Origin of the sequence: Acididesulfobacillus acetoxydans (assembly GCF_902729405.1) — a bacterium.
Taxonomy (GTDB): domain Bacteria; phylum Bacillota; class Desulfitobacteriia; order Desulfitobacteriales; family Desulfitobacteriaceae; genus Acididesulfobacillus; species Acididesulfobacillus acetoxydans.
In genome coordinates this window covers 546,924-571,230 of sequence record NZ_LR746496.1, presented here as the reverse complement: position 1 = coordinate 571,230, position 24,307 = coordinate 546,924, and the positions used below count along the sequence as shown (strand labels likewise).

At 56.3% G+C, this 24,307-nt stretch carries 24 protein-coding genes; 3 read left to right on the top strand and 21 right to left on the bottom strand.

Annotated elements, in window-relative coordinates:
* Positions 1-25 precede the first annotated feature (25 nt).
* On the top strand, positions 26-364 hold the full coding sequence (locus tag MNU25_RS02490) for a L,D-transpeptidase (RefSeq protein ID WP_240983638.1): 339 nt from the start codon (positions 26-28) through the stop codon (positions 362-364).
* Here MNU25_RS02490 and MNU25_RS02485 read toward each other — a convergent pair.
* Together MNU25_RS02485 and yabG are read right to left on the bottom strand one after the other, a co-directional pair.
* Positions 351-959 (bottom strand): hypothetical protein, encoded by a 609-nt coding sequence (locus MNU25_RS02485; protein ID WP_240983637.1) that lies wholly within the window; start codon positions 957-959, stop codon positions 351-353. The genes MNU25_RS02490 and MNU25_RS02485 overlap by 14 nt on opposite strands.
* Positions 910-1,746 carry a sporulation peptidase YabG gene (gene yabG, locus MNU25_RS02480; RefSeq protein WP_240983636.1) on the bottom strand — a complete coding sequence of 279 codons (837 nt, stop codon included), beginning with the start codon at positions 1,744-1,746 and terminating at the stop codon, positions 910-912. The genes MNU25_RS02485 and yabG overlap by 50 nt, the downstream gene beginning before the upstream one ends.
* Before the next feature lie 99 nt (positions 1,747-1,845).
* Between yabG and MNU25_RS02475 the strand changes: the two genes are divergently transcribed.
* Positions 1,846-2,679: a glycosyltransferase family 2 protein gene (locus tag MNU25_RS02475; protein ID WP_240983635.1), complete on the top strand. Its 834-nt coding sequence runs from the start codon at positions 1,846-1,848 to the stop codon at positions 2,677-2,679.
* A gap of 224 nt (positions 2,680-2,903) precedes the next feature.
* Here the strand turns inward: MNU25_RS02475 and MNU25_RS02470 are convergent, their stop codons facing one another.
* The 10 genes from MNU25_RS02470 to metG all read right to left on the bottom strand — a co-directional run bounded on the left by MNU25_RS02470 (position 2,904) and on the right by metG (position 14,275).
* Positions 2,904-4,457 (bottom strand): methylenetetrahydrofolate reductase C-terminal domain-containing protein, encoded by a 1,554-nt coding sequence (locus MNU25_RS02470; protein WP_240983634.1) that lies wholly within the window; start codon positions 4,455-4,457, stop codon positions 2,904-2,906.
* Between the two features lie 138 nt (positions 4,458-4,595).
* Positions 4,596-5,297 carry a TerC family protein gene (locus MNU25_RS02465; protein ID WP_240983633.1) on the bottom strand — a complete coding sequence of 234 codons (702 nt, stop codon included), beginning with the start codon at positions 5,295-5,297 and terminating at the stop codon, positions 4,596-4,598.
* On the bottom strand, positions 5,287-6,201 hold the full coding sequence (rsmA, locus tag MNU25_RS02460) for a 16S rRNA (adenine(1518)-N(6)/adenine(1519)-N(6))-dimethyltransferase RsmA (protein ID WP_240983632.1): 915 nt from the start codon (positions 6,199-6,201) through the stop codon (positions 5,287-5,289). Before rsmA ends, MNU25_RS02465 begins: the two co-directional genes overlap by 11 nt.
* Positions 6,113-6,748 (bottom strand): ribonuclease M5, encoded by a 636-nt coding sequence (gene rnmV / locus MNU25_RS02455; RefSeq protein WP_240983631.1) that lies wholly within the window; start codon positions 6,746-6,748, stop codon positions 6,113-6,115. The genes rsmA and rnmV overlap by 89 nt, the downstream gene beginning before the upstream one ends.
* Before the next feature lie 334 nt (positions 6,749-7,082).
* Complete coding sequence (locus MNU25_RS02450) at positions 7,083-8,231, bottom strand: glycosyl hydrolase family 18 protein (protein WP_240983630.1); 1,149 nt, start codon at positions 8,229-8,231, stop codon at positions 7,083-7,085.
* Between the two features lie 208 nt (positions 8,232-8,439).
* The gene (locus tag MNU25_RS02445; protein WP_240983629.1) at positions 8,440-9,156 is read right to left on the bottom strand and encodes an N-acetylmuramoyl-L-alanine amidase family protein; all 717 of its coding nucleotides are present in this window, start codon (positions 9,154-9,156) and stop codon (positions 8,440-8,442) included.
* A 150-nt stretch (positions 9,157-9,306) separates the two neighbouring features.
* A complete protein-coding gene (locus tag MNU25_RS02440; RefSeq protein WP_240983628.1) occupies positions 9,307-10,479 on the bottom strand; it encodes a 3D domain-containing protein in 1,173 nt (390 codons plus the stop codon).
* Between the two features lie 72 nt (positions 10,480-10,551).
* The gene (locus tag MNU25_RS02435; protein WP_240983627.1) at positions 10,552-11,364 is read right to left on the bottom strand and encodes a 3D domain-containing protein; all 813 of its coding nucleotides are present in this window, start codon (positions 11,362-11,364) and stop codon (positions 10,552-10,554) included.
* 101 nt (positions 11,365-11,465) lie between these two features.
* A complete protein-coding gene (locus tag MNU25_RS02430; RefSeq protein ID WP_240983626.1) occupies positions 11,466-12,242 on the bottom strand; it encodes a TatD family hydrolase in 777 nt (258 codons plus the stop codon).
* Entirely contained in the window at positions 12,239-14,275 is a 2,037-nt protein-coding gene (gene metG / locus MNU25_RS02425) for a methionine--tRNA ligase (protein ID WP_240983625.1), read from the bottom strand. The genes MNU25_RS02430 and metG overlap by 4 nt, the downstream gene beginning before the upstream one ends.
* 213 nt (positions 14,276-14,488) lie before the next feature.
* Here metG and MNU25_RS02420 point away from each other — a divergent pair, with 213 nt between their 5' ends.
* On the top strand, positions 14,489-14,770 hold the full coding sequence (locus MNU25_RS02420) for an AbrB/MazE/SpoVT family DNA-binding domain-containing protein (protein WP_240986696.1): 282 nt from the start codon (positions 14,489-14,491) through the stop codon (positions 14,768-14,770).
* Positions 14,771-15,135: 365 nt separating this feature from the next.
* Here the strand turns inward: MNU25_RS02420 and rsmI are convergent, their stop codons facing one another.
* The 9 genes from rsmI to MNU25_RS02375 form a co-directional block, all read right to left on the bottom strand.
* Complete coding sequence (rsmI, locus tag MNU25_RS02415; RefSeq protein ID WP_240983624.1) at positions 15,136-15,972, bottom strand: 16S rRNA (cytidine(1402)-2'-O)-methyltransferase; 837 nt, start codon at positions 15,970-15,972, stop codon at positions 15,136-15,138.
* A gap of 61 nt (positions 15,973-16,033) precedes the next feature.
* Positions 16,034-16,345 (bottom strand): initiation-control protein YabA, encoded by a 312-nt coding sequence (locus MNU25_RS02410; RefSeq protein WP_240983623.1) that lies wholly within the window; start codon positions 16,343-16,345, stop codon positions 16,034-16,036.
* A complete protein-coding gene (locus tag MNU25_RS02405; protein ID WP_306425045.1) occupies positions 16,342-17,334 on the bottom strand; it encodes a PSP1 domain-containing protein in 993 nt (330 codons plus the stop codon). The genes MNU25_RS02410 and MNU25_RS02405 overlap by 4 nt, the downstream gene beginning before the upstream one ends.
* On the bottom strand, positions 17,327-18,205 hold the full coding sequence (locus MNU25_RS02400) for a DNA polymerase III subunit (RefSeq protein WP_240983622.1): 879 nt from the start codon (positions 18,203-18,205) through the stop codon (positions 17,327-17,329). The genes MNU25_RS02405 and MNU25_RS02400 overlap by 8 nt, the downstream gene beginning before the upstream one ends.
* A gap of 2 nt (positions 18,206-18,207) precedes the next feature.
* On the bottom strand, positions 18,208-19,626 hold the full coding sequence (locus tag MNU25_RS02395) for an aminotransferase class I/II-fold pyridoxal phosphate-dependent enzyme (RefSeq protein ID WP_240983621.1): 1,419 nt from the start codon (positions 19,624-19,626) through the stop codon (positions 18,208-18,210).
* A gap of 274 nt (positions 19,627-19,900) precedes the next feature.
* On the bottom strand, positions 19,901-20,110 hold the full coding sequence (locus tag MNU25_RS02390) for a sigma factor G inhibitor Gin (RefSeq protein WP_240983620.1): 210 nt from the start codon (positions 20,108-20,110) through the stop codon (positions 19,901-19,903).
* Between the two features lie 104 nt (positions 20,111-20,214).
* Complete coding sequence (locus MNU25_RS02385) at positions 20,215-21,435, bottom strand: Ger(x)C family spore germination protein (RefSeq protein ID WP_240983619.1); 1,221 nt, start codon at positions 21,433-21,435, stop codon at positions 20,215-20,217.
* On the bottom strand, positions 21,432-22,523 hold the full coding sequence (locus MNU25_RS02380; RefSeq protein ID WP_240983618.1) for a GerAB/ArcD/ProY family transporter: 1,092 nt from the start codon (positions 22,521-22,523) through the stop codon (positions 21,432-21,434). Before MNU25_RS02380 ends, MNU25_RS02385 begins: the two co-directional genes overlap by 4 nt.
* On the bottom strand, positions 22,523-24,097 hold the full coding sequence (locus tag MNU25_RS02375) for a spore germination protein (RefSeq protein WP_240983617.1): 1,575 nt from the start codon (positions 24,095-24,097) through the stop codon (positions 22,523-22,525). Before MNU25_RS02375 ends, MNU25_RS02380 begins: the two co-directional genes overlap by 1 nt.
* Positions 24,098-24,307: the final 210 nt, after the last annotated feature.

Below are 24,307 nucleotides of genomic sequence, written 5' to 3'. Positions count from 1 at the left end.
GTAAACTGAGAAAGGAAGAGAGCATATGACCGAGCGCTACATCGTCATCCGCAAAGGCCCGCGCACCCTGGAACTCCACGAAGGAAACCGGGTCCTGGGCCACTACCCCGTCGCCATCGGCAAACCCTCAACACCCACGCCCGAAGGTATCTTTGCCGTGGCCGTCAAACGGGTCCACCCCGGCGGAGTGTTCGGATCCCGTTGGCTGGGACTTTCCGCTCCCGGCTATGGCATCCATGGCACAAACAACCCGGCCAGTATCGGGCAGACCGTCTCCATGGGCTGCATCCGCATGCATAACCGGGATGTCGAGAGGGTGTTCGATTTGGTTCAAGTCGGAACGAGAGTCATCATCTACCGCTGAACGGCAAAGAAGACATGGGACACTCCCCATGTCTTCCGCTCTTCTCTGATCGACACCCCGGTCCTTCCCGTCTCCGCTCAGCGTTCCCGGTTCTCTGTCTCCCGGTTCTCTCTCTCCCGTTCTCTCTCTCCCGTTCTCTCTCTCCCGTTCTCTCTCTCCCGTTCTCTCTCTCCCGGTTCTCTCTCTCTCCCGTTCTCTCTCTCCCGGTTCTCTCTCTCTCCCGGTTCTCTCTCTCCCGGTTCTCTCTCTCTCCCGGTTCTCTCTCTCCCGTTCCCCGTTCTCCCGTTCTCTGTCTCCCGCTCCCCGTTCCACGCCCCCCGGTCCCCGATTCCTTGTCTCCCGCTCCCCGCTGTCGGTTCCCTCGCTCTCCCGTCTCCCGCCTCCCGCCCCCCGTTTCCGGTTCTCTGTCTCCCGTTCCCCGTTTCCGGTTCCCCGTCTCCCGCTCCCCGGTCCCCGTCTCCCGCTCCCCGGTCCCCGTCTCCCGCTCCCGTTCCCGGCCGGACTCTTCTGACCTCTGACCTCCGACCTCTGATTTGGCCTCCGGTTCAGTACGGGCTGCGCGGGTATCCCCGCCGCAGCTGCCCCCGCGTCTCAATGCCCCCCACACCGTCCATTCCGGTAATCGTATGGGTCAGCACCTCTTTCACGGAAATCATCTGATCGATCGGAGTAAAGGCAATTCTCTCCACAATGAAAACCGGATCAAAAGCGTGAATCAGCATGCGTTTGGGTGAAGAGGCAAAGTTAGCGCCTGCGGCCAAAATCGCTTCATAATTCGACTGGCAGGCGCCGGCAAAAATAACGAGGGCGTCCTTGTTGGGTTGAAAACGCCGCGCTTCCCGCACGGATTCCACGAAATAGCGGGAACTCCGGTAACTGTCCAGACTGCGAAAATCCTTTTTGCCGCCCAAAAGCCCATCATGCCCCGTTAAAACCAAAATCTCCGCCGGGTTTTCTTTCAGAACCCGGTAGATCACACTGGGTTGTTCCGTTTCCGACCGGCAGATCCCCGTCGCCTCCAAGCCCAGTTGCCTGTACGTTTTCAAGCATTGGTCCAGGTATTCCTGGTCCCCGTCCAAATGCAAAACCCTGGCCGGGACCTGAAAAAATTCGTCCCGGGGTTCCGCAGGACCCTTGCGCTGTTCCAAAACAACGTGGAGTTTCCGATAGAGGGTTCTGGCATCCTCACGGCGATAATAGGCCACTTCCGCAGAGTTCTTCCCGACCAAGTCATTCAAGGGCGCATCGGCCAGCAGACGCAGGTTCAACCCTCTGAGCAGAGCCATTTTCTCCCCGTTGGGGCCCGCATCGATCCGGATCAGACGAAAATAAAGATCCTGCCTGTAAGAACGCCTGGCTACTATGTCCCCCGGCTTAAACACAGGCCTCCCCCCCTTTCCCCTATATCCTATGGCGTCGGGGAGAAAAAGGCATATATTAAATAAATTATTATCTAGTTCTAATGCAAGGGGGATCTGAGATTGTTCGACGCCGTGATTCCCGCCAAAGATGAGGAAAAGAGCATTTTGGCCAGCATGACGACCGTTCTGCACCTGCCGTTAGCACGTATTATCCTGGTCGTCAACGGCAGCACGGACCGGACACTGGAGTTGGCGAACTCCATACCCGATTCCCGCCTCCACATTCTTCACTTCCGCGAAGCTCTGGGCCTCGATGTTCCCCGGGCCGTCGGAGCGGTATACGCCCGCCGTCTCAACAGCAAGGGAGTGTTGTTTGTCGACGGCGACATGTCGGGAAATATCTTTGCCAACCTTGCTGAGCTTTTGACAGCCCTTGCCGGGGGAGTAGATATCGCTTTGACCAACTGTTACCCCTACATTACCCACCGCGCCCAACTGGTCGATTTGGTCCTAAAGATCCGCGGCCGCCTCAACCGCGAACTCGATTTCTATCAGACCCTCGGACTCGCCACGCCCACGCACGGACCCCACGCCCTGTCGGCCAGGGCCCTTGCCGCTCTCTCCCCGGATACGCTCGCCATCCCCCCATTAATCCTGGTCGAGGCTAAAAGGGCCGGCCTGCAAACCCGGGTAGCAACCTCCATCCCCCATGAAGCCCTGCACTCTCCCCGCAAACATCGGCGTCATGGCCGTCTCCTGGCCGAAACCATTATGGGCGACTGCATGATGGCCATTGACACTTATCAAAACAAGGTCCCCTCCCGCCGCCTGGGCAGACATGAGCTTGCAGGCTACCACCCGGAACGCCGCTTTGACCTTCTCCGCGCCTGGGTGGAGGCCTGCGCCGGCTCTGACGACTGCTTCCAAGCTCATCTTTTTCCGCGATTTCCCTAAGCTTCGCGCCCCGGCAAGAACGGCTGCGGCGTTCGTGCCTTCCCGGTGGCGCCGCGGCCTCCCTACCCGCCCGGACTTGTCAAAAGGAGCGGCGGGGGTTTCAACTTCCCCCGCCGCTCCTCCGAGACCGGTCCAAGTGTACCTTCTGCACACCGCCCGACAGTGTACCGGAATGAAGGTCTGTAAATCGCTCAACGGCTTGAGCAAGCCCTCCCTGTGCCCGCCTAAGCGCGCGTTTCTTTCTTTTCCACTTTCGGAATCCCCAAGAGTTCAGCGGAATGATCCCGCCCCGTATAGAAATTATACCAGGAAGAGGTCTGATACAGATCCCAGTTAGCCGGCGGCAAATGGTTCTTGTCAATTTGCGTCTCTTGCCCGTATTTTTTCAAACGGGCATAGGCACGCACCCAAACACATTTCTTCTCGTTGGGATAAACTTCACACCACCCGTTATAGCTTCCGCCGCAAGCACCGTTGCGCTGATTCTTCGGACATTGGGACATCGGACAGAGGTAGGCCATATCGAGCAGAGCGCAGTCCCCGCAGTCTTTGCAATCATTCGTGATCACCTTTGTGACATGCTCTATAAAATGATGGCGCGGATTAGACTTGCCGGCATAAATCTTGCGCATCACCGGAAAGAAGGCTTTGCCCGGAGTGAAGATCATGGCGTGCAGCAAGCGCATCATAGAATAACCCGCCCCGGCCGGAGCATCCAAAGGCAATCCTTGACGGTTAACCGGGCGCTCCGTATTCAGTCCGGTTTTCTCGTCTTTCTCAAAGTAATAAAACCCATTGGGCATGGGATAATCAAACTCATGCACCAAGTCCTGCCAGTTCCGGCTCAACTCTTCCCCCTGGTCAATGACGTACTCCACCTGGGCATATTTAATGTTGTGCCCGCCGATATGCACTCCCGCGAAACCCAGCCCTTTCATGATGGCGTACATTTTGGCGGCCCGCAGGAGCCTGGCGGCCACTCCCTTATCCTCCGCCGCCTTCTCCCGCTCCAGCTCGGCCAGCAATTTATCCGTGACCACGCAGCCCGGCAGTTGATTTTGGTTCATAATTCTGGCCGCCCCGAAAGGCAGGATATAAATATTGCCGACCAGGGGTATCTCAAGATTGTTAACTTTCAGGAACTGCAAAACCTCATGGAATTTGCGGGCGTCATAACCCAGTTGTGTGACAATGAATTGAGCGCCGGAGGCTATTTTCTTTTTCAGTTTATAATACTGAACCATCTGCTCCGCTTCCGTCGCCTTAAAAGGAGACACCGCCGCCCCGGCAAAGAAGTCGCTGGCCTGATGATAACTCGGCCCTTTGGGTCCCGGTATTTCCAAGCCTTTGTCCATATCTGCGATTAATTCCAAAGCGTGCGTAGGATCCAGGTCAAACACCGGCTTCGGCCTGCCTTTGAAACCCGAGACGGTGTAATCCCCCGTCATAACCAACAGGTTGCGCACCCCGGCGCGATCCAACGCATAGAGCTGGCTCTCCATTTGGTTACGGTTTTTATCCTTGCAGGTAAAATGGACCAAGGGCTGTATCCCCTGCTTGAGAATCTCCATGCCCAGATAATCCGCGGAAATCGCCGGATTCCCCCCGGGATTGTCGGTGATCGTCAGGGCATCGACCTTGCCTCCTTTGGCCGCCTGCTCGGCCGCCGCCAAGGCGGATTCCTGGGCTTTCTCCCGCGCTCCCCTGCCGGGGACAAGTTCCCACGTCACCGAAAGCCTGTTCTTGTCCAACAGCGATGCTTTAAAACGGTTTTCCATACCCTTCCCCCCTAATCCTCTACTTAAATTAAAAACAAGTGAGACGCTTTCGTCCGACTTATTTTTAAACACTCCCCATAGCTATTTGCATGAATTTTGACTTTCTTCTTAAATTATACGTTTGTCTTCTTCACCCTGTCAATCCCGTGGGTCAACTTTAGTTGGACTCCCGGGGCGCGTACGGGCCGCCTTCTTCCGCTTAGCCAGAACCGTGCCAAGCGCGACGACGCCAAGAGCCAGAACTCCCGGCAGCAGATATTCCCATAGGGTCCCCGCCCTCAAAAAGCTTAAATATGGCTCCTTCAGGATCATTTCGCCTGCGGTCCAACCCAGGAGTCCGGCCCCGATGGCCACCAGCCAGGGCCAACGCCCCATCAGATCAGCAAGAAAAGTGCTGCCCCAAATCACCAAAGGAATACTCAAAAGCAAACCCGTGACCAAAAGAAACAGGTTGCCGCCGGACGCTCCGGCCACGGCCAGCACGTTGTCAAGACTCATCAGGAGATCGGCGGCAATAATGGTGCGGATAGCGGCCCCCAGGCTCTCAGGAACCGCCTTTTCCCCTCCTTCTTCATCTTCCGCCAGCAACTTGACAGCGATCCAGGTCAACAAGAGCCCCCCGACCGCTTGAATGTAGGGCACGCTCAACAATACCGCAGCCACCACGGTTAAGATGACGCGCAGGGAAACAGCGCCGAACGTTCCCCAAAAAATCGCCTTTTTGCGCTGCTCCGACTCCAGCCGCAACGTCGCCAAGGCAATGACGACGGCGTTATCACCGCTCAAAACCAGATTAATGACTATAATGCTAAGCAGAGAACCCAACAGATTAAGTTTCATCCTTGCCTTCCTCACGAAATCCCGTGCAGGTTGTGGCCGAAGTAACTCCTGTAACTTCTCGCGGGAACGCTTCGCCCCGTTGTTGCACAAGATCAGTTAAAGTCTGAAATTCCTCGATCCCCAGCGTCTCCGCCCGGCAGCGGCTGTCTATCCCGGCCGCCTTCAGGATCCCGACCGCTTCTTCTTTGGCTAAGCCGAGTCCCGCCGCCAAGGAATTGGCCACATTTTTGCGTCGCTGCCCAAAGGCGGCTTTCACGACCCGAAAGAAATCCGCCCGTTCTGCGCGGAAACCGGGGTATGGCCGAGGAATCAGCCTAACCACGGCCGATCTGACCTTGGGCGGGGGCCAAAAAGCAGCGGCGGGCACTTCCATCAGCGGCTCCGCTTCTGCGGCTAACCGCACCGCTATGGAAAGGACCCCGTAAGCCTTGCCTCCCGGTGAAGCCAAGAGGCGGTCGGCCACCTCTTTCTGCACCATGACAGTCATCCCCGTCAAGAGGGAAGCCTGAGCCAGAAAATGATTGAGAAGGGGGCTGGTGATATAATAAGGCAAATTTCCGATGACATATCCTTTGCGTCCGGGCCACAACCCAGCCAGGTCGAGTTTCAAGGCATCCCCCTGTAAAATCTCAACCGGCAGCCCTCGCAGCTCCTGCCGGAGCAGGGTCACTTTCTGCCTGTCAACTTCCACGGCCCACATTTCTGCGGTTTTCTGCGCCAGTATCCGGGTCAGCACACCCAAGCCCGGACCTATTTCCAAAAGCGGTACTCCCGCCTCAGGGCAACTGTTCTCGACAATCCCCTGAATAACAGAATCATCGATTAAAAAATTCTGCCCCAGCGAATGGTGAACCCGCGCCCCCTCGCGCAAGAGCCGTTTCGTGTACTGCAGCGCGTTTTCCACCCGCCTCAACCTCCCCGATGACCTGCCGGAACTCAGTCCGGGAAACACCAAACCGGTTCAAGCGGTGCAAAAACTGTTTAGCATTGGCCTCACCGATACCCAAAAGGCGGCCCGCCTCCCTGCGCTTGTCCGCAGACGAGGGCTTCCCCGCCAATCCGGCCTCAATCAAATCATCCATACCAAAGACCTGTTCTCCGGCCCGAGAAGCGGGGCACACTTTTTGAACACGGGCAAAAGCCCTGCGGATTTCCTCCCCGGAGGCATTTTCCACTCCGATCTCTCCCCGCAAGCGGGCTGCCCGCTGCGGCAAAAAAACGTGCTGGGCCTCCGGTACCCGCCGGCGAATCCGCTCACGAATGCGCTCCCCCACGGAATCCGGATCTGTGAAAATGATCACCCCGCGTTTTTCGGCCATCCCCGCGATGTAATCCAGCTTCTCGCGGCTCAGACCATAACCCTCGGTCCAGAGGATATCCACCGGCCCTAAGGCTCTTCTCACCGCCTCGGCATCGTTTTTCCCTTCCACGACGATCAGCTGTTCGATCATTTCTCACCCTCATCCTTTTGTATTGCCGCTTTACCGGCACCGCCGAGCCGCTGCACACGCCAATCGGATCTTAACAGAAAATGAACGGATTGCCAAGGCGGGACGAAGCGGGAAAAACAAACGGACAGGGCTGAATTTCCTGTCCGTTCCCGAAACTCCCGGCCTGCTTTATCCCAAGCGTAAACTCCCACTTCTATAAGTGGGAGTGGGTCCCACATATCCCGCTTCGGTGGGGGTCCTTCGGCACAAAAACATAATTTCTGTGTAGGGCGATAGTCTCCACCGGAGACTATCGTCACCGAAGTCTCTGATGTTCAGCTTAAGCCGAACGAGTTCACTTTCCGGGCTTGGCTGTGCCGAAAACTTTGGCCACGTCATTCCAAACCGAGGGATCCTCCATCCCGAGACGCCATATGGCAACCCCGTGCAACTGGTGTTTTTCGGCGTATTGCATTTTCACATTTAAGCTCTCGGCGTTTTCCAGGTAAACTTCGTGCCGCACTCCCTTAGTCGTATATTGGTAATGCGGAACCTGGTTGTGAGCATCATAGAGAAGCGGCGCCCCGAACTTTTTGGCGTTGGCCATCGCTTGGGCATAGGACTGATAAACCGGCTGGGTGGGTTTGTTGGAACCCCAGTCATAAGAGTAAACCGGCAGACCCATGACAATCTTGTCTTTGGGTATCTTGCCCAGGGCATAAGTAATCACCCTATTGACCCAGCCGTTGGCCGCAATCGGCCCCTGAGTGGTCCCCATGCCGTGTTCGTCATAGGTCATTAAGACGACCTGGTCCGCCGCTTTACCGATGGCGGCATAATCGTAGGCTCCCGACCACAAATCCTTGGGATCGTCCACATACTTTGCCGGTATCGAGATGTTTAGCACCTTATCTTTGGCTTTCAGGGCCGTATGCAGAGCGCTGACAAAGGCCGAGAAATCGTTCCGCTCCGCGGGCGGGGTTTTCTCTATGTCTATGGAAATCCCGTCCCAGCCGTCTTTCGTGGTCAAGTTGACGAGGTTGGAAATAAACCTGGCCCGGGTCGCCGGATTGGCCAGGACTCTCCGCGCCAAATTGGCATCAAATCCGCCACCGGCCATATTGTCCACCAAGGCGTACGCTTTGGCCCCATGCTTCTGCACTAAACTCTTCAGGCTCAGGTCCACTTTGCCGCTCGGCTTCACATTCCCATTACCGTCGAAAGTGTACCAGAAAAAAGCGACTTCATCCAAAACATTGAGGTGTTGAATCATTGAAGCCTTAGAACCCGCGACCGGGCCTTCGGCATCTGTGTAGAAACCCATCACCACGCGCTTGTTCGCGCCTAAAACATCCTGCCGCGTCGCCTCAGCCTGAGGGGGCTGCCCGGCGTCTGTCATTTTCTGCGGTCGCTGCGGCTGCGGACTTTGAGGCACACTCCCGCAACCTGCCGTCGAAACCAACATGAGGCTGCTTATGACGATTAAAGTCAGAAACCTCTTCATCTTCAGTTCAACTCCTTATGTTAGCGTCGTTCCTGACTTTAATTTTGCCCCGTTCACGCGCGGTTATGTGTTAAAGAAATTTCCAGAGAAAAAGCGTATCGCATTTTTACGGCAGGCCGGTCCCTCTTTTTACATTTTTAAACATAACCCTTAAATTTAGGCGGGGAAAAAAGCATACCGTACTTTTTCGGCTGGGATCCGTCCTCTCTTAGGGAAGCCCAAAATACCCGCCGATTCCTTTGGCTATGGCGTGAGCCAAATATTCCAGGTACCAGGGTTGTTGCAGTCTTTTCAACTCAGCCGGATTGTTCAAATACCCTACTTCGACGATGACAGCCGGCATGGAGCAGTTCTTGAGCAAATAGAAATCCCCCGGCTTGGCGATTCGCCGGTTCATGCCGGGCACTTTGATGAGTTCCCGCTGAATCGCTTCCGCCAGCCGAGTGCCCTCAACGGAATCAGGGTTATAGAAAGTCTCCGCCCCGGATTTCAAGCCGCCTGTCGTCGCGTTAACGTGGATACTGACCAGGACATCCGCTTGGGCTCGGTTGGCTAAATTGATCCGGTAATTGAGGTCCGTTTGCTTCTTCGAAGTCCTCCCTCTGACACCCCCGGGAACATAGTCCTCATCTTCATCCCGGGTCAGGATCACCTTCATTCCGCTCGGTTTGAGCTGTTCGGCCACCCGGGCCGCGATCTCGAGGTTGATCTCTTTTTCATAGATCCCCTGCTTGCTCACGGCACCCGGATCATACCCGCCGTGCCCCGGATCGATCACCACCGTATGAGTTCCGCTCATTTGGCTGCTGACTACGGCAGAGCCTTGCCGTACCACGGAAAAAACCAAGGAAATCATGACGGCCAGGACAACAGCCATTGCCAGGTTACGGGTCCTCCACCCCGGAATGAGCACAAGCCGTTTCATAATCCCCCTCCTCTCCCCTTATACGTAAAGATATGTTTAGGTAAAAGGCGTCATGCGTGGCGCACCACCAAAAAGGCCTGAGTCCTGAGACTCAAGCCTTTTTGCTCCGGCTTTCCCGGCGCCTGTCTTCCTGTTTGTGTCTGCCCCGCCTCACTTCACGTAAACGACCACGCTGCGTACTCCCCAGGCTTCCGCCGCCTGCGGGGTATCCATATAAAGATCGATGCGCTTGCCCTTAATATCCGCTCCCGTATCGAGCGCCTGCGCCTCTCCGTAACCCTCGACATAGAGCCGGGTCCCCAAAGGAATAACCCGCGGGTCTACGGCCACCACCCCCCATTGCGCGGGGGCACCGGTCGCTGTCTCCGGATTGAGTTGGGAATAAGCGGTCGCCCGCATGATGTAAGCCTTACGGAAATTAATGACTCGGCCGCCCCGGGAAACCGAAGTTTCCGCACCGCGGGAAATGATTTCGTTGACAGGCGGTCGAATGATCCTTTGCGCCAAGACCTTACTGTTCACTTCTTTGCCGTCTGCCAGAGTCACTTGAACGGTTTGTTCTTCCAAACCGTTGACACCGCTCGTCACCAGGCGGTCCGGAAACCCTGCCGGGAAATTCCCCGGTTGAGTCACGACCTGATAGGGAACAGCGGTGCGAAGGGTCTCTTTCTTCTGAGTAACCCGCACCAGAGTGAGATGATCCCCCGCCCGGATGATATGGTTCAGAGGCAGAGACACTTTATCCAGCGGTCCCAGGGTGAGGCCCAGTTTCTTCAAAGCGGCGGCCACCGTGCGCGGAGCCAGGTTCGCGACCCACTGCCGGCCGTCGGCCGTCACGTCCAGCGCCACGGCCCGGCGCACATTGATCTCCATCCCCGGAGACAAAGCCCGGCTGCGCGCCACGTTGATCTCGTCCGTCGGCTTCAGACTCAAGCCAAACCTCCGGGAAAGGCTGTCGAGTGCATCCCCCACATTGTCCCCGGCCGATCGGGTGAGAATAATCTGCCCGTCAACATTGAGCCTGATCGGAACGCTGCGTTTGACTGTAATCTCCATGCCCGGGTGAATGGGCGTATCCCGCGCCGGAAACACCCTGTCCTCGGGGTAAATGTGCAGGCCGGCATGGGCCAGCGCCCCGCCGACCGTACCGCTGAAAGTCGTGATATGAACCATCTTGTTGTCGATTTTCACTTCAATGGATTGAGCCCGCCAGAGTATGAGGGGAGTGGCTAAGACACAAACGAGGATCAGCGACAGGATAATCTGGGTTGACCTTGAGGTTCGAACTTTGGTGAGAACCTTGGCTCGAAGATCCAAAACCATTAAACAATATCCCTCCAATATCCAATCTCACCCGCAACCTCATTGTAAAGCATAAGTGGTTAGTTGTCAAAATTACCCTGCTTTGAGGAGATAGATTTTGATGGGGCGCCTGCCCCAGTCAATACACTCCTGCTCACTGGGGAAAAAAAGATCGATTCTCTTGCCCAGGATGGCCCCCCCGGTATCCGCCGCCACAGCATAGCCGTAGCCCTCGACATAAACCCGGCTGCCCATAGGAATAACCCTCGGGTCGACCGCGATCAATCCCCGGTGCGGGTAGACACCGCTGGCCGTGGGATTGCCGGTGTAAGTATAGGCCGTGGCCTCTACCGTAAACGCCCTGGTCACCCTGAGCCGGGCTACGTCGGCCGGTTCCCCGGGAACCGTTTTGCTGTTTTGCAGGATCACCCGTTTTCGGGGCTGGGTCAGCATGGATTCCTCAACCACGGTTTGTCTTACCCGTCCCGCTGTCCGCACCACCTTGAGGACCCGGCGTTCCATGCCTTGGCTTCCTTCCGCCAGGACCTCCCTCATGCCGGGGGGCAAGGCGGCCGTTTCCCGATATTCAACCGGAACGGGTACCGGTATCTCTTGAGTCCGGTAGGCCACGAAGGTGGGAGCGGGCTCCGCCGGCGCCGGGGGGGCAGCCCTTTGCAAAGTCAGCCGGTTGAGGCGGCCGGACCCCGGTTCCGCCTCAGTGACACTCCCCGAGCCCTTACCCACAGGCTGAATCTGGGGTACCGGCGACGCGGGAACTCCGGCTTTACTCAACGTCCCCAGAAAACCCGTTCCCGCTACCAGGGCTATGGCGGTGCCGAAATAAGTACTCCAAAGCTTGGTCGTTCGCCAGTAATCCGTATAGGTGCTGATAGGCAGAGAATACATAATTGCCCCTCCTTTCTTCAGTCGTCAAAACAAAGAATTGTCGCCGATCCCCAAAGATTTCTATGCGCGAAGGGCAAAAAAAAGAACCCCGGCACCGGGGTTTAACCCTCAGTGTCGGGGATTCCGAACAGCCTGCCCGCATTCTTCGCCGCCTGGGAAGCAATTTTCTCCGGGGACTCACCTCTCACCTCAGCCAAACGCTCAACCACTCGGCGCACATAAGCGGGTTCATTGCGCTTTCCCCGGTAAGGTTCAGGCGTAAGATAAGGTGAATCCGTCTCAACCATGAAGCGGTCGGACGGCACATTTTTCGCCACTTCCAGCACCTGTCTGGCGTTTTTATAAGTCAAGGGGCCTCCGAAAGAAAGATAAAAGCCCAAAGCGAGCAATTCCTTGGCCATTTCCCAAGAACCTGAGTAGACGTGAAAAACCCCGGCCTTCTCCGGCGGATATTCCTTGACCACAGTCAGGACATCCTGATGGGCATCTCGGTTGTGAACAATAATCGGCAAGCCCAAACCGTTAGCCAATTCTATCTGCCGGATAAAGACCTCCTTTTGCACCCGGCGGGGAGAAAGGTCCCGGTAATAATCCAAACCGATCTCACCCCAAGCCACCACTTTCGGTTGCTTAGCCAGCTTGATCAGCTCATCCCAGACCTCTTGGTCCGCGCCTTCGGCATCATGAGGGTGAATTCCAACCGCTGCCCAGATAAACGGGGTTTTGGACGCTAACTCTGCGGCGGCCCGGGATGAGGGCAAGTCATAGCCCGGATTGAGGATACGATAGACCCCGGCCGCCTGGGCCCGCGCCACTGTCTCGCGGAAATCCCCCCGGAAACGCGCATCGTCCAAATGAGCATGCGTATCCCAAATCATTTCACCCGCGCACCCCCCGGAATTTTCGGATTAACCGTTAAGACCTCCAGTTCTCCGGCGTGAGAAGCCGCCAAGATCATGCCCTGTGACACAATCCCCCTCAATTTGGCGGGCTTGAGATTGGCGACGACGATCACGTGTTTCCCCACCAGTTCCTCCGGGCGATAGTAGAGCGCGATACCCGAAACAATCGTCCGCACCTCTCCCGCTATTTCGATCTCCAGTTTGAGCAGTTTATCGGTCTTTTCCACTTTTTCGGCTGTCAGCACTCTGGCCACCCGAAAGTCCAGGCGGGCAAACTCGTCAATGGTAATTTCTTCTTTAATGGGTTCGAAAACGGGTGCCGGCTCAACCGGCTCAACCTCCGCACAATTGGCTGCAATCTTAATTTCTTCCACCGGTCTTCCTCCTAAATCCAAATCCCTCCCGCGCTCGTCCCCGCCGGAGCCGCTCCCGGCGGCAGGCCGGGCCGGCTCCCCAGCCTCTTCCCGACTCACCCAATCAGACATATCCACCCGGGGAAAAAGCGGCTCACCCTTCTCAACCTTCGTTCCGGGTTTTAAAGCCTGCCAGCGGGAAAGCCCTTCCCAATCAATCAACTCCGCCTCCGAACTGCCCAGCAGGGCCGCGATCCTGGGCGGCAAGCCGGGCATGAATGGAGCGGTAAAGATAGCCAGCAGCCGGACACACTGCGCAAACGTGTTGAGAACGTGATCCAGACGCCCCTGTGCTTCCGCCTTTTTGGCTAAGACCCAGGGAGCGGTCTCGTCGACATACTTATTGCAACGGGCCACAAAACGCCAAATCTGCTCGAGGGCACCCGCCGGATTAAACCCAGCCATCTCTTCTTCTACCCCCAGGCGGACCTCTGTAACCAGATTCTTCAATTCAATCTCCCAAGGACCGTCCTCACCGGGGACGGGAACCACTCCGTTCCGGTATTTTACCAGCATCGCCAGACTCCGGGAGACAAAGTTGCCCAAGTCATTGGCCAGATCACTGTTGATCTTTTCCACCAGCTTGTCTTCAGCGTAAATCCCATCCGTGCCCGCCTGCATCTCGCGCAGGAGAAAATAACGGATTGCATCTGAGCCATAACGCCTGATAAGCTCAAAGGCGTCCTGCACGTTTCCGCGGGACTTGGAAATCTTTCCGCCTTCCTTGCCCAGAAACCAGCCGTGCCCATAAACCGCCTTAGGCAGCGGAAGCCCCAGGGCCAAAAGGATGATGGGCCAAATCACCGCGTGAAAACGCACGATGTCTTTGCCCATCAGGTGCAGATCAGCCGGCCAGTAATGCCGGTATTTTTCGCCTTCCGGGTACCCCAAAGCGGAAATGTAGTTAATTAAGGCATCCAACCAAACATATACCACATGCCCCCGATCGAACGGAACCTGTATTCCCCAGGAGAAGGTGGTGCGGGAAACACAGAGATCCTCCAAGCCCCCCTCGATAAAACGAATCATCTCATTACGCCTGGATAACGGTTGGATAAACTCCGGATGCTCCCGAATGTGTTGCAGCAGAGCGTCTTGGTACTTGGACAAACGGAAAAAGTAGCTCTCTTCTTTCAGAAGCTCTACCTCACGGCCGCAGTCCGGATTCGGGCAGCGCCCGTCAACCAGCTTGCTTTCCGTCCAGAATGTCTCGCAAGGGGTGCAATACCAACCGACATATTCCGACTTGTAAATGTCCCCCTGCTCAAAAAGCCGGGTGAAAATCCGCTGCACTACCCCGTGGTGCCTCTCCTCCGTAGTCCGGATAAAATCATCATAAGAAATGTCCAACTGCTGCCACAGCCTTTGAAAACTCTTCACCACCCCATCCACATAATCCTTGGGATCCGTATGACGTTCCTCGGCGGTACGTACGATCTTTTGGGCATTTTCATCCGTTCCGGTCAAGAAAAAAACATCATCTCCCCGCAAGCGGTGATAACGGGCCAAGGCATCCGCCGCGATGGTGGTGTAGGCCGTCCCGATATGCGGGTTAGAATTCGGGTAAAAAATCGGTGTGGTAAGATAAAACTTCATAAAAACACCGGGCGACTTTCGGCAGAAAAACGCCCACACCTCCTCCGCATGATTGTGCTTGCCTGGGTTGATCTTTGCCAGTATACCCAGCATTACCCAGTCCCTATACAAAAACCACAGTCGGGAAAAACATGTTGACTTTTAATGGAACCGTTGGTATCATAAGGTTGTAGGTTCGTGTCGAAAGTTGTTGATGAGGAGTGTTGTTGTGTGATGAAATCAACCGGAATCGTGAGAAAAGTCGATGAGTTAGGCCGGGTCGTGCTTCCAATCGAACTGAGAAGGACTCTGGGCATCGATGAAAAAGACGCGCTCGAAATCTATGTCGATCAGGAAAAGATTATCCTCAAAAAATATGAGCCCGCTTGTGTTTTTTGTGGTAATGCCAGCGATGTCCAAGTTTTTCACGGAAAAAACGTTTGCCGTGAATGCGCCATTGCCATGGGCGAATCCATTCGCTTCAACCCCGATACGGAGGACACCGAGGTCATCTAACCTACATAAGCTTATCATCAGGCTCCTCCGGCCGGGAGAATCGGACTGTGTGACAGCTGAAGACTGGGCGATTGGGCGATGCTTGCGGGAAGGTTGCAATAACCTTCCTTTCTTCATGTCTTCATGTCTTCCGGCCCAAAAACCCCCGCTCTTTATGCCTCCTGCCTCAATAACTCCCGCAATTTCCCTGACTCCAGGCCCACCCTCTTCGGCTCAGGCAAAACCGTTCACCGGACGCGGCGCACCGCCTTGCCGGTTCCACCCCGCTCCCAAACCTTCTACGCTGCGGTAAATTTAGACGATGCGGAGTATGCAAAGGCCTTAGGGCAATTACCGAGAGGAGATCCCTCTTTCGGCTCGGCCCCTCACCTCTTCCCAGCCAGAACCGCCCGATAGACCTCCCGTTTGCTAGTTCCGTAGTCTTTGGCCACTTCCTTCATCGCCTCTTGCGGAGACAATCCCAGAGCCATCCTGGCCTCGACTTCCCGCCGCCACTCCGCCGGACCCCCTGCCCGGACCTCCGGTGTACACGGCTCGACAAATACACAACACTCCCCTCTGGGCGGATTTTCGGAAAAATCCTCGGCCAGGCTTTTAAGAGTCCCCCTATGCACGGTCTGGTACACTTTCGTCAGTTCCCGGACCACGGCCGCCTGCCGTTCTCCCAAGGCGGCCAGCATATCCGTCAAACTCTCCGCCAGACGGTGCGGCGCTTCATAAAAGACGAGGGTCAGGGGAAGCCGGACGAACTTCTCTAACTCGCGCCTGCGCTCCGCGGCGGCCGCAGGCAAAAAACCCACAAAAGCGAAGCGCTCCGCCGGGAGCCCGCTCAAAACAAGGCCTGTCAAAGCGGCATTGGCCCCCGGCAAAACATCTACCGCGATTTGCTCCTCATAGCACAGAGAGATGATTTCCGCCCCCGGGTCGGATATTCCGGGCATACCCGCGTCAGAGATCAGCGCTATCTGCTGTCCTGCCCTGAGGCGAGCGAGCAAGCTCCGGGCTTTGCCTTTTTCGTTATGTTCGTGGTAACTTGTGAGCGGCGTCTCAATTTCGTAATGTTGAAGCAGCTTGCGGGAGTGACGGGTATCCTCCGCCGCTATCAAATCCACTGCCCGCAAAGTATCGAGTACCCGCAGAGTGATGTCCCCCAAATTCCCAATCGGCGTCGCACAGACAAAAAGCTTCCCTTTCTCCGGCATGGGCCACTCTCCTCAGGCCGTTTAATCCGTTGTGAGCCGTTTTAGCTCGCCTTAATCCGTTTTAGTCTCTCCGCAAAAATGCCCTGCAAAACAGACAATCACCGTCCTCCAAGGGCTGTCCGAAATGCAGGTGGCAGACGTGAAATCCTTCTCTGTACAACTTCATCAGGTTTTCGCGTCCGACACCCTGCAGCCGCTCCGCATTGGCTATCACCCGGTTGGTTTCCTGTTCGGGGACGGCGCACAATTCCCGTTTCAGACGGATGTTCTCCTCCTCCAGCGCCTCAACATAGCGCTTCAGGCGTTCGATTTCGTCCTGTAAAGAGCCAAGCCGCTCCTGGACCTCGCTGATGGCCTGAGTCAATTGGCTCATACCCGCTCACTCTTTCCTTTCGCCTTTTCTCCTTTCCGGTGAGGGGACCGCGGAGCGGAGACCTGCACGCCGGCAGGAACGGTTTTTTTGGCCTCCTGCTTAAGCTCATGTCTGTCCGTCTGCTTGTCGCCGCGCTTATCCTCCTGCCTGTCGATGCGCTTATCTTCGCGCTTATCATTGTACTTTTCACCGTGTTTGTCATTGGCCCGCGTCCTCGTCCCAAAACCGGCCCCGTGAGGAACCCGCTCCGGCTTGGCCAGGGCGGGACGAACCTCATCCCCTTCTCCCTCCGCGCTGAAATAAGCATCCTGATTGGGAAAAGCGGGGGCCGGTTCTCTGTCCGCGCAACACCCATAGCAGTCATTTTCGTATTTGAGGCAGCACATAAGACGGCCGCAAATGCCGGAAATCTTCGTCGGATTGAGCGAAAGTTTTTGGTCTTTGGCCATGCGGATGGAAACCGGCTCAAAATCCCCCAAGAACGAAGCACAGCAAAGCACCCTGCCACAGGAGCCCACCCCGCCCAGCATCTTGGCCTCATCTCTCACCCCAATCTGGCGCAGTTCGATCCGGGTGCGAAAAACCGCCGCCAGATCCTTGACAAGCTCGCGGAAGTCTACTCTGCCTTCCGCGGTAAAAGAAAAGATAATCTTATTGCCGTCAAAAGTGTATTCGACATCTATCAACTTCATAGGCAGACCATGGTCGGCAATCTTGTGCAAACAGATTTGAAAGGCGTCTTTTTCTTTGCTCCGATTTGCTTCCAGAATCCGTTCGTCCTCGGCAGTGGCTTTACGGATCACCTGTTTAAGGGGAAGAACCAACTCCTCGTCCTCGACCCGGCGCGGGGGAATGACAATTTCCCCAAACTCGACCCCTCTGGCCGTCTCGACGATCGCCTTGTCGGAGGCCGAAAGTTCCAATTCCCCCGGAGAAAAGTAATATATCTTGCCCGCGGCTTTAAAACGGACTCCCACCACCTCAACCACCCTGAATTCCTCCTTCTTGGAACAGTTCCAAGGCCAAAACTTCCAAAACCAGGCGGGGATTGGCCTGCCGCCGGATGTTGTCCAGAGCCCGGCGAATGGGGGGCAAGCTTGCCGCCGGGTAACGGCCCTCCGGCAGCCCGGCGGTGATCCGGACAGCCATGACCTGCAAATAAACCACGGCCTGCTCTTTCTCCAACGGGAACAGGGGAAACAGCCGCAAAAAATCACCCGCTGCCACGGCTTGGCGATAGCGCCCAAGCCAGGAGCGGACATTGTCCACCCCCAAGGCCAGGATCCGTTCCGCCAAAGCGGCCGTGCCGCCGCCGAGCCGAAAAGCTTCGGCAGCCTCTTCCTTACTTCCCTCTCCCCGCAGCCCGGCCCACTCCGTTAAACCCGGCGGCGGGAAATAGATGCTTTGGGCCCTGCTGCGAACCGTCGGTAAAAGACTTTCCTGATTTTGCGCGCTGAGAACAATGACGGTGACCGGCGGCGGCTCCTCAATGACTTTCAGCAAAGCGTTGGCGGCCGGAACGGTCAGCAAATCCGCCTCTTCCAGTAGAAAAACTTTAAACTTCCCTTCATAAGGTTTGCGGTAAATTTTCTCCTGCCAAGCCAAAACCTGTTCGATTCCAAGGGATGCCTTCTGCGGCCCCATGACCGTTACGTCGGGATGATGACCCGAAAGAATCCTGCGGCAAGCCGAGCAGACCTCGCAGGGCCTCTCATCCTGCGGCCCTAAACAATTCAAAATACGGGCCAGACGCAAAGCCGCGCTCCGCCGCGTCCCGGCGCTTCCCCCGTGGAAGAGCAACAAATGGCTCAACCGGCCTTTGTAAGCCGCCTTTTCCCAAAAAGCAGGCTGAGGTTCCATCCTTACACCCCGTCCAAAACCCAAATCTTTTTGCCGGCAAAATCTTCCCAGCCTTGCCAGTGAATATCCGGCCGCTCCAGAACCTCCAGCACCGGCGGCGTAATTTCTTCCCCCATGACGATCAGCGGAATCCCCGGCGGATAAGGAGAAACGCTCTCGGCGGAAATTCGTCCCAAGGCGTCCCTCAAGTGAACTTGGCGCTTGGGAGCCAAAAACGCGTCCCGGGGAGAACAGCGCTGGGGAGGATAGGGCGGTAAGAAGAGCAAAGGATCCGTTAACTCGGCTCTCGCAGCCGTTTTGAATCCACCCGCGGCCGCTCTTCGGACCAATGCTTGCAAGCCTATACTCAGGGCTCTGACTTCGTCCGGGCTGTTCCCGATCCCCAAGACAAAGAGAATATTCTCTTCATCCCAAAGTTCCGGTTCGATGTGGTACTCCCGGCGTAAGATTTCGACACATTCCGCTGCCCTTAACCCAATGGGCCTTGTATTCACCAGGATCTTGGACCAGTCCACCTCTTCGATACCGTAACTCCCGGCATCGGCGGCTGTCAGCAGGCGCAGTCCCCGCACCCGCCGCCTCAATGAGTCCACTTCTTCCCGGAGCCTCAGCCAGCGCTCCCTGACCCGGGCAAATTCCGCCGCCCTGGCCAAAGAAGCCATTAGCAGATAACTGGGACTCGACGTTTCCAAGAGCTCAAGAGCCTGACGCACCCGGCTGCGGCTGACCCGCTGCCCTTGAACGTGCAGGAGCGCCGCTTGGGTAAGGGCGCTCAAAGTCTTGTGACTGCTGTGCAGGACAAGATCCGCCCCCAGTTTTAACGCACTGGCCGGAAAAAAATCATGCACATAATGGGCGCCGTGCGCTTGATCGACCAGGACGGGCAGATCCGGAAAATTCCGTTCCCTTTCCTGCAGAAAAAAGCCCAAATCCATCGTTGTCCCGAAATAACTCGGGTAAGTAAAATGCCAGACGCTCGTCCCCCGCAGGCAGGACAGGCCCCCTTGGCAGTCCACACCCAACGGCAGATTAAAATCAGGATGCACAACCCCCGGCAGATATTCGGGCATCTGTCCGCTCAGAACCAGGGCGGACATCACAGAACGATGAGCCTGCCGCTGGATGAGCACTTTCCCCCGGGGCTCGGCCAGAGCTAAGAACATAGCCTGGTTACCCACCGTGGCGCCGTTAACCAGAAAATAGCTCTCCTCGGCGCCGAATATCTCGGCCACCCGCCTCTGGGCCCGCGCAACAACCCCTTCGGCACAGTGCAGCCGGTCTAGCCCGGGTAGTTCCGTCAAGTCCCAACCCGGAAAATCCCAATCCGCGAAAAACTCCCGCTTCCCCTTATGCCCGGGGGTATGGAAAGAGCGGTACCCTTGTTCCAGGTAATGTTTCAGTGCTTTATCCAGAGCCGACACCGGACAACCCCCTGTCCCGGGGAATCACTTTGGGGAATCACCTCGTTTTATTGTATCACAGATTGAGTCATATTTCATCCGCCGGCAACCGGGAAACCCCACCTTCCGCCTCAAGCGGGGCAACTATACGAGAGTAAGTCCCCATCGCGCAAAAGTGATTGCCGGGCTGGCTAAGCGAACCGTCCCTCGCGGAAAGCGTGCGCTGCGCTCAACGGAACCCGCCTTTTCCAGAACTTCTTAACCCTCGAATAGTCACAAGGCAAGTAAGGACCGTTCAGAAACCGCCGCCGCTGCGCTTCTGCCGTAACGCTTCTTTCAACCCCGCCGCCATCTCCAGGTAAAAAGGGGACCCGATCTCCGCGCTAAGCAAGCGTTCCTGGCACTCTGTGCAAAAAAAGCGCCCGTGAATACGAAACCCGTCAAATAAACCGCAGCGGGGGACCTCCCCGCATTGGCGGCAAACAGGATATACCTCTGCCTTCATACCGAACCTCCGCCTCCTGTCTGGCCGGAATCCGTCACCCGGTCGGATCCCGTCAATGCTTTTCTTCAATGTTCTTCTTCAATGTTCTTCTTCAACGCCTTCCTCTAGTCTTGCCCCGTACCCGGAGGATTAGTCGGAGGGGCAAAAGATGAACCGGCGTTTTCCGGCGCGATCCGGATATGGACCGTCACCGGGAAATCGGGCAGAGTGGCTTGCCAGTGATTGCGAATTTCTTTCCAGTAGGCCGGGTTCTGTTCCTCTATGATCCTTCCGATGCCCAAGAAATCCAATTTTAGCTCACGGCTTTTCCTTAAAGCCGCCTCACATTCCTGTTGGATCACCTGGGTAAACGCCTTGTTGACTACAGGGGCAGTTGTAGTCAGCCACTCGCTCGGCGTTAAACGTTTTTGCGGACCGTAAAATTCATCCAGATCCCATTTTCCCGTAATTGTGTAGTGCAGGCTGTAGCCGCCGTTCACGTCGGGTTCCAGCCGAAAAGCCGTATGAGTCGTGATAATCCGGGCACTGGCGAAATACTGCCCGTTGTGGCCCGGGAGCTCCGCCGTAATAGAACGATGTTTCACCTCATTTTGCAGCCACATATAACCTCTGGTTTCCTCTTCCGTCAGGATACTGACTAACTTATCCCCGTTCAGAACCCCCGCCCCGCCTACGTGGACCTCCTCGGCCTGCCCGGGCGTCTTGGCCTGATAGCGGACCCCTTCCTGCCCGGATTTGAGCGGGTTGGCCACGGGAATCACGGGAGCTTCAATGCCCGAACCCAGGACCGTCAGATAATGCCCCAAACGCGTCACCGGAAAGGTGGAAGTCGAGCCCGCTTCTTGCATAAACCCCTGCAGGCTGAGAGCCGGCATTTTCTCATGCTGAGTTTGGACGTCGAGGAGGTCAGACGCTTTACCTTGGGCAAGTACCAGAAAAACCGTGCGCCGGAATTCATAATAGCGTTGGAAGAAGTCGATAATCCTGTTGACTCCTTCTTTGGCCAAGTCTTCACCCAAGACGATGACTTTGACCGTACCGACAAAGGGCCGCCGGCTGGCGATATTGTAGACCTTCTGCACGCTCTCGCGCATGCTCCGGGCTTGGACGGTCAGGGTCATGTTGTCCAGGTTGCTGCCGCCGCCCCCCTGGCTCGCTTTGGGCAGCCCCATCTGGTAGGTCACATCATAAGTGCCCGGGCTCCTCCCCGGGTCGATCCCAATGGCCAAGACAAAACCCAGCTGGTCGACCTCGACTTTCCCCCAACAGCCGCCTAAGGACAAAGTAAGAATCAAGGCCAGGACGAGGAGCAACCGCCTTTTCATGTGCGTCTCCGCCTCCTTTTCCAGACATTTAAAAGGAAGAGCAGAGGAATCCAGCATCCCGCCAGAGGCAGGACCGTCCATTCGTCGAAGCGCAGGATCTGCAAAGCCAAAGCGGTTCCACCCGGTCTGGGTACGGCCACGGCCATAAAGAGCAAAGCCAAGCCCAAGTAGAGCCAAAGATTTTTGTTCCAGCCGCTCAGGTGGCGGATTCCCCAGAAAGCCGCCAGAAAGAGAGCGCAGATCTTAATAATTTCGGCCCCCATCCAGATCAGCAAAAAAAGAGACTCGATCCCGGAAACCGTCCGGGAAATCTCCACCATTTTTCCCAAAGCCAAAAGGCCGTAATTGAGGCGCATAGCCTCCTCCGGCCCGAAAACCATCACTTCCGTGAAAGTCAGGGCTCCCTGGATGAAAGCGACGAAAACGCTGGCCCGCCAGAGCCCTTTTTTGAGCCGCCCCTCATCTTCCCGGGGCACAAAGGTGATGGCCCCAGCCATGAAAAGAATGAATTCCATGGGGTAAGAGGCAAGTTTAGCTACCCCCCAAATGACAGGCATCACTCCGTTTTCCAGGATGGGAAGATATTCGTCAGGCTCAAAGCGGGGAATGGAGAAGACCATGGTAAAGAGCAGTCCAAAAACCACCAGGGGAAAAACACTCTCGGCAAAACGGGCGAAGTTTTCCACCCCCGACCAAGCCAGCATCAGCACCAAGAGGATCATGCCGCCGATGATAACCGTAGTTGGGACGAGAGGTAAGATCGAACGGCGAAAGGTATCGCCCACCCTGGCCAGGAGCAGGATCCCTAAATAGCCGACGGCCCCGGTGTAAAGCAAAGCCAGGAATTTCCCCGGCCACTTCCCCAAGAGGGCAGCCGTGACCTCCAAGAGGTTTTGGCCGGGATGGTTCCGGGTGATGGCCAAGATCATCAGACCCCAGGGGATCGCTAAACCATATACCAAGACAACCGACATATAGGCATCCCGGCCCGCGACCTGCACCGACGTCTGGCCCACCGGGATAAAGGTCGTACCCAGCAGAACGGCCGCACACACCATGGTGAATTGATGCTCGGAAATCTTCTCCATCAGCGCTTACCTCCCGGCTTCTTGCGGTCAGTGTCCGCGTCAAGCAGGTGAGGCCGGTGTTTCAACCCCCACCTAGGCGTTCTGACAAAAGTATCCTGCAGGAGAGCGCGCAAACGCAAAGGAGCAAGTGGACTCATATAAGGGTAACCAAAAGAACGCAAGCTCAAGAGGTGAATGAGCAAGGCGTAAACCCCCAGTCCCAAGCCAAAAAAACCCATCGTTCCCGCCAAGATCATCATAGGCAGCCGGATCAGACGGACGGCAATCCCCAGATCGTAAGAAGGAATCGCATAACCCGAGATGGCCGTCAGCCCGATGATGATCACCATGAGCGGGCTGACCAGGCTGGCTTTGACCGCCGCGTCTCCTAAGACCAAAGCTCCGACAATCCCGATCGTCTGACCGATGGGTTTCGGCAAGCGCAGCCCCGCTTCCATGAGGATCTCCAAAGCCAGGGTCATCATCATAGCCTCGGAAAGCGCCGAAAAAGGGACACCCTCCCGGCCGGCCGCGATGCTCAGCGCCAGGTTACTGGGCAAAATCTCCTGGTGAAAGGTGGTCACGGCGATATAGATACTGGGAGCGAGCAAAGCCACCGCCACCCCGAGATAGCGGATAAACCGGATCAGGATGACGATCATGGCCCTCTCATAATAGTCTTCGCTCACTTGAAGAAACTGGGCCAAGACCACCGGCACTGTAAGCGCAATCGGAGTGCCGTCCACGATGATTCCGACTTTCCCTTCCAGCAGATCCGCCGCCAGGACGTCCGGGCGTTCCGTGTAAGCGATCTGGGGAAAAGGAGAATAGGGATAATCTTCGATCATCTCTTCGATATAGGCCGACTCCAGCACCCCGTCGACCTTGATCCGGCTCAAGCGCTTCAGGACCTCTGAGACAACATCCGGCTTGGCCAGAGTTTCAATATAAGCCACCACCACATCCGTACGCGTCAACTCACCGATCTTGAGGGAAATCAAACGGAAGGCGGGATGTTTGATCTTCCGGCGCAGAAGCGTGGTGTTCGTGCGCAGAGTTTCGGTAAACCCTTCCCTCGGGCCCCGCACCACTGCCTCAGTCTCAGGTTCCCATACGCCTCGGTTCGGCCAATTGCGCACCCCGATGACCATGGCCTGGGGATATTCCCCAAAAAAGAGGACGGCATCTCCCCCCAGGATCGAATCCAGGGCTTCGCCCAACTCTTTGATTTTCTTAGCCTCACTGGCCGGGGCCAGAAATTTAAAGACCGTATCCAGCGCATTGTCCGCCGTGACCCGGCTGAGCTGCGGCTCCCCGTTGAAATCCACCATCAGGATTTTCAGGAGATAATGATCAATGATATACTTGTCTGTTAGGCCGTCCACATAAACCAAAAGACAGGTGACTTCCTCTTTGCCGCGTAAAGTAAACTCGCGGAAAATGATATCGCTGCTTTTATTCAAAAGGCTGCGCACCTTTTGGGCGGACAAAGGTTTGGACCAGTCCTCTTCGGCCGGCAAAGGGGGAGTAGCCCGGGTCCTGCGCTCTTTCGGCCTCACCGTAAGGTCTTTCAACATGCTAAACAGACTGCGCATCCAATCCCCCCTATCCGGCTTAGTCTTCCTCTGCCCCCCCTCCCTTATACACCCAAACCGAATTCGGTGCGGCGAAAGGGGTACCCCCAAAAAGAGGGTACCCCGAAAACTTAGACTTTCTGCTTGCTTGCCTGACCTATGCACGTGGTACTGGGCGGGCAGGGCCCTATTCACCCCCGCTCCATATCAGCACCTAACGAAACTTTCCCC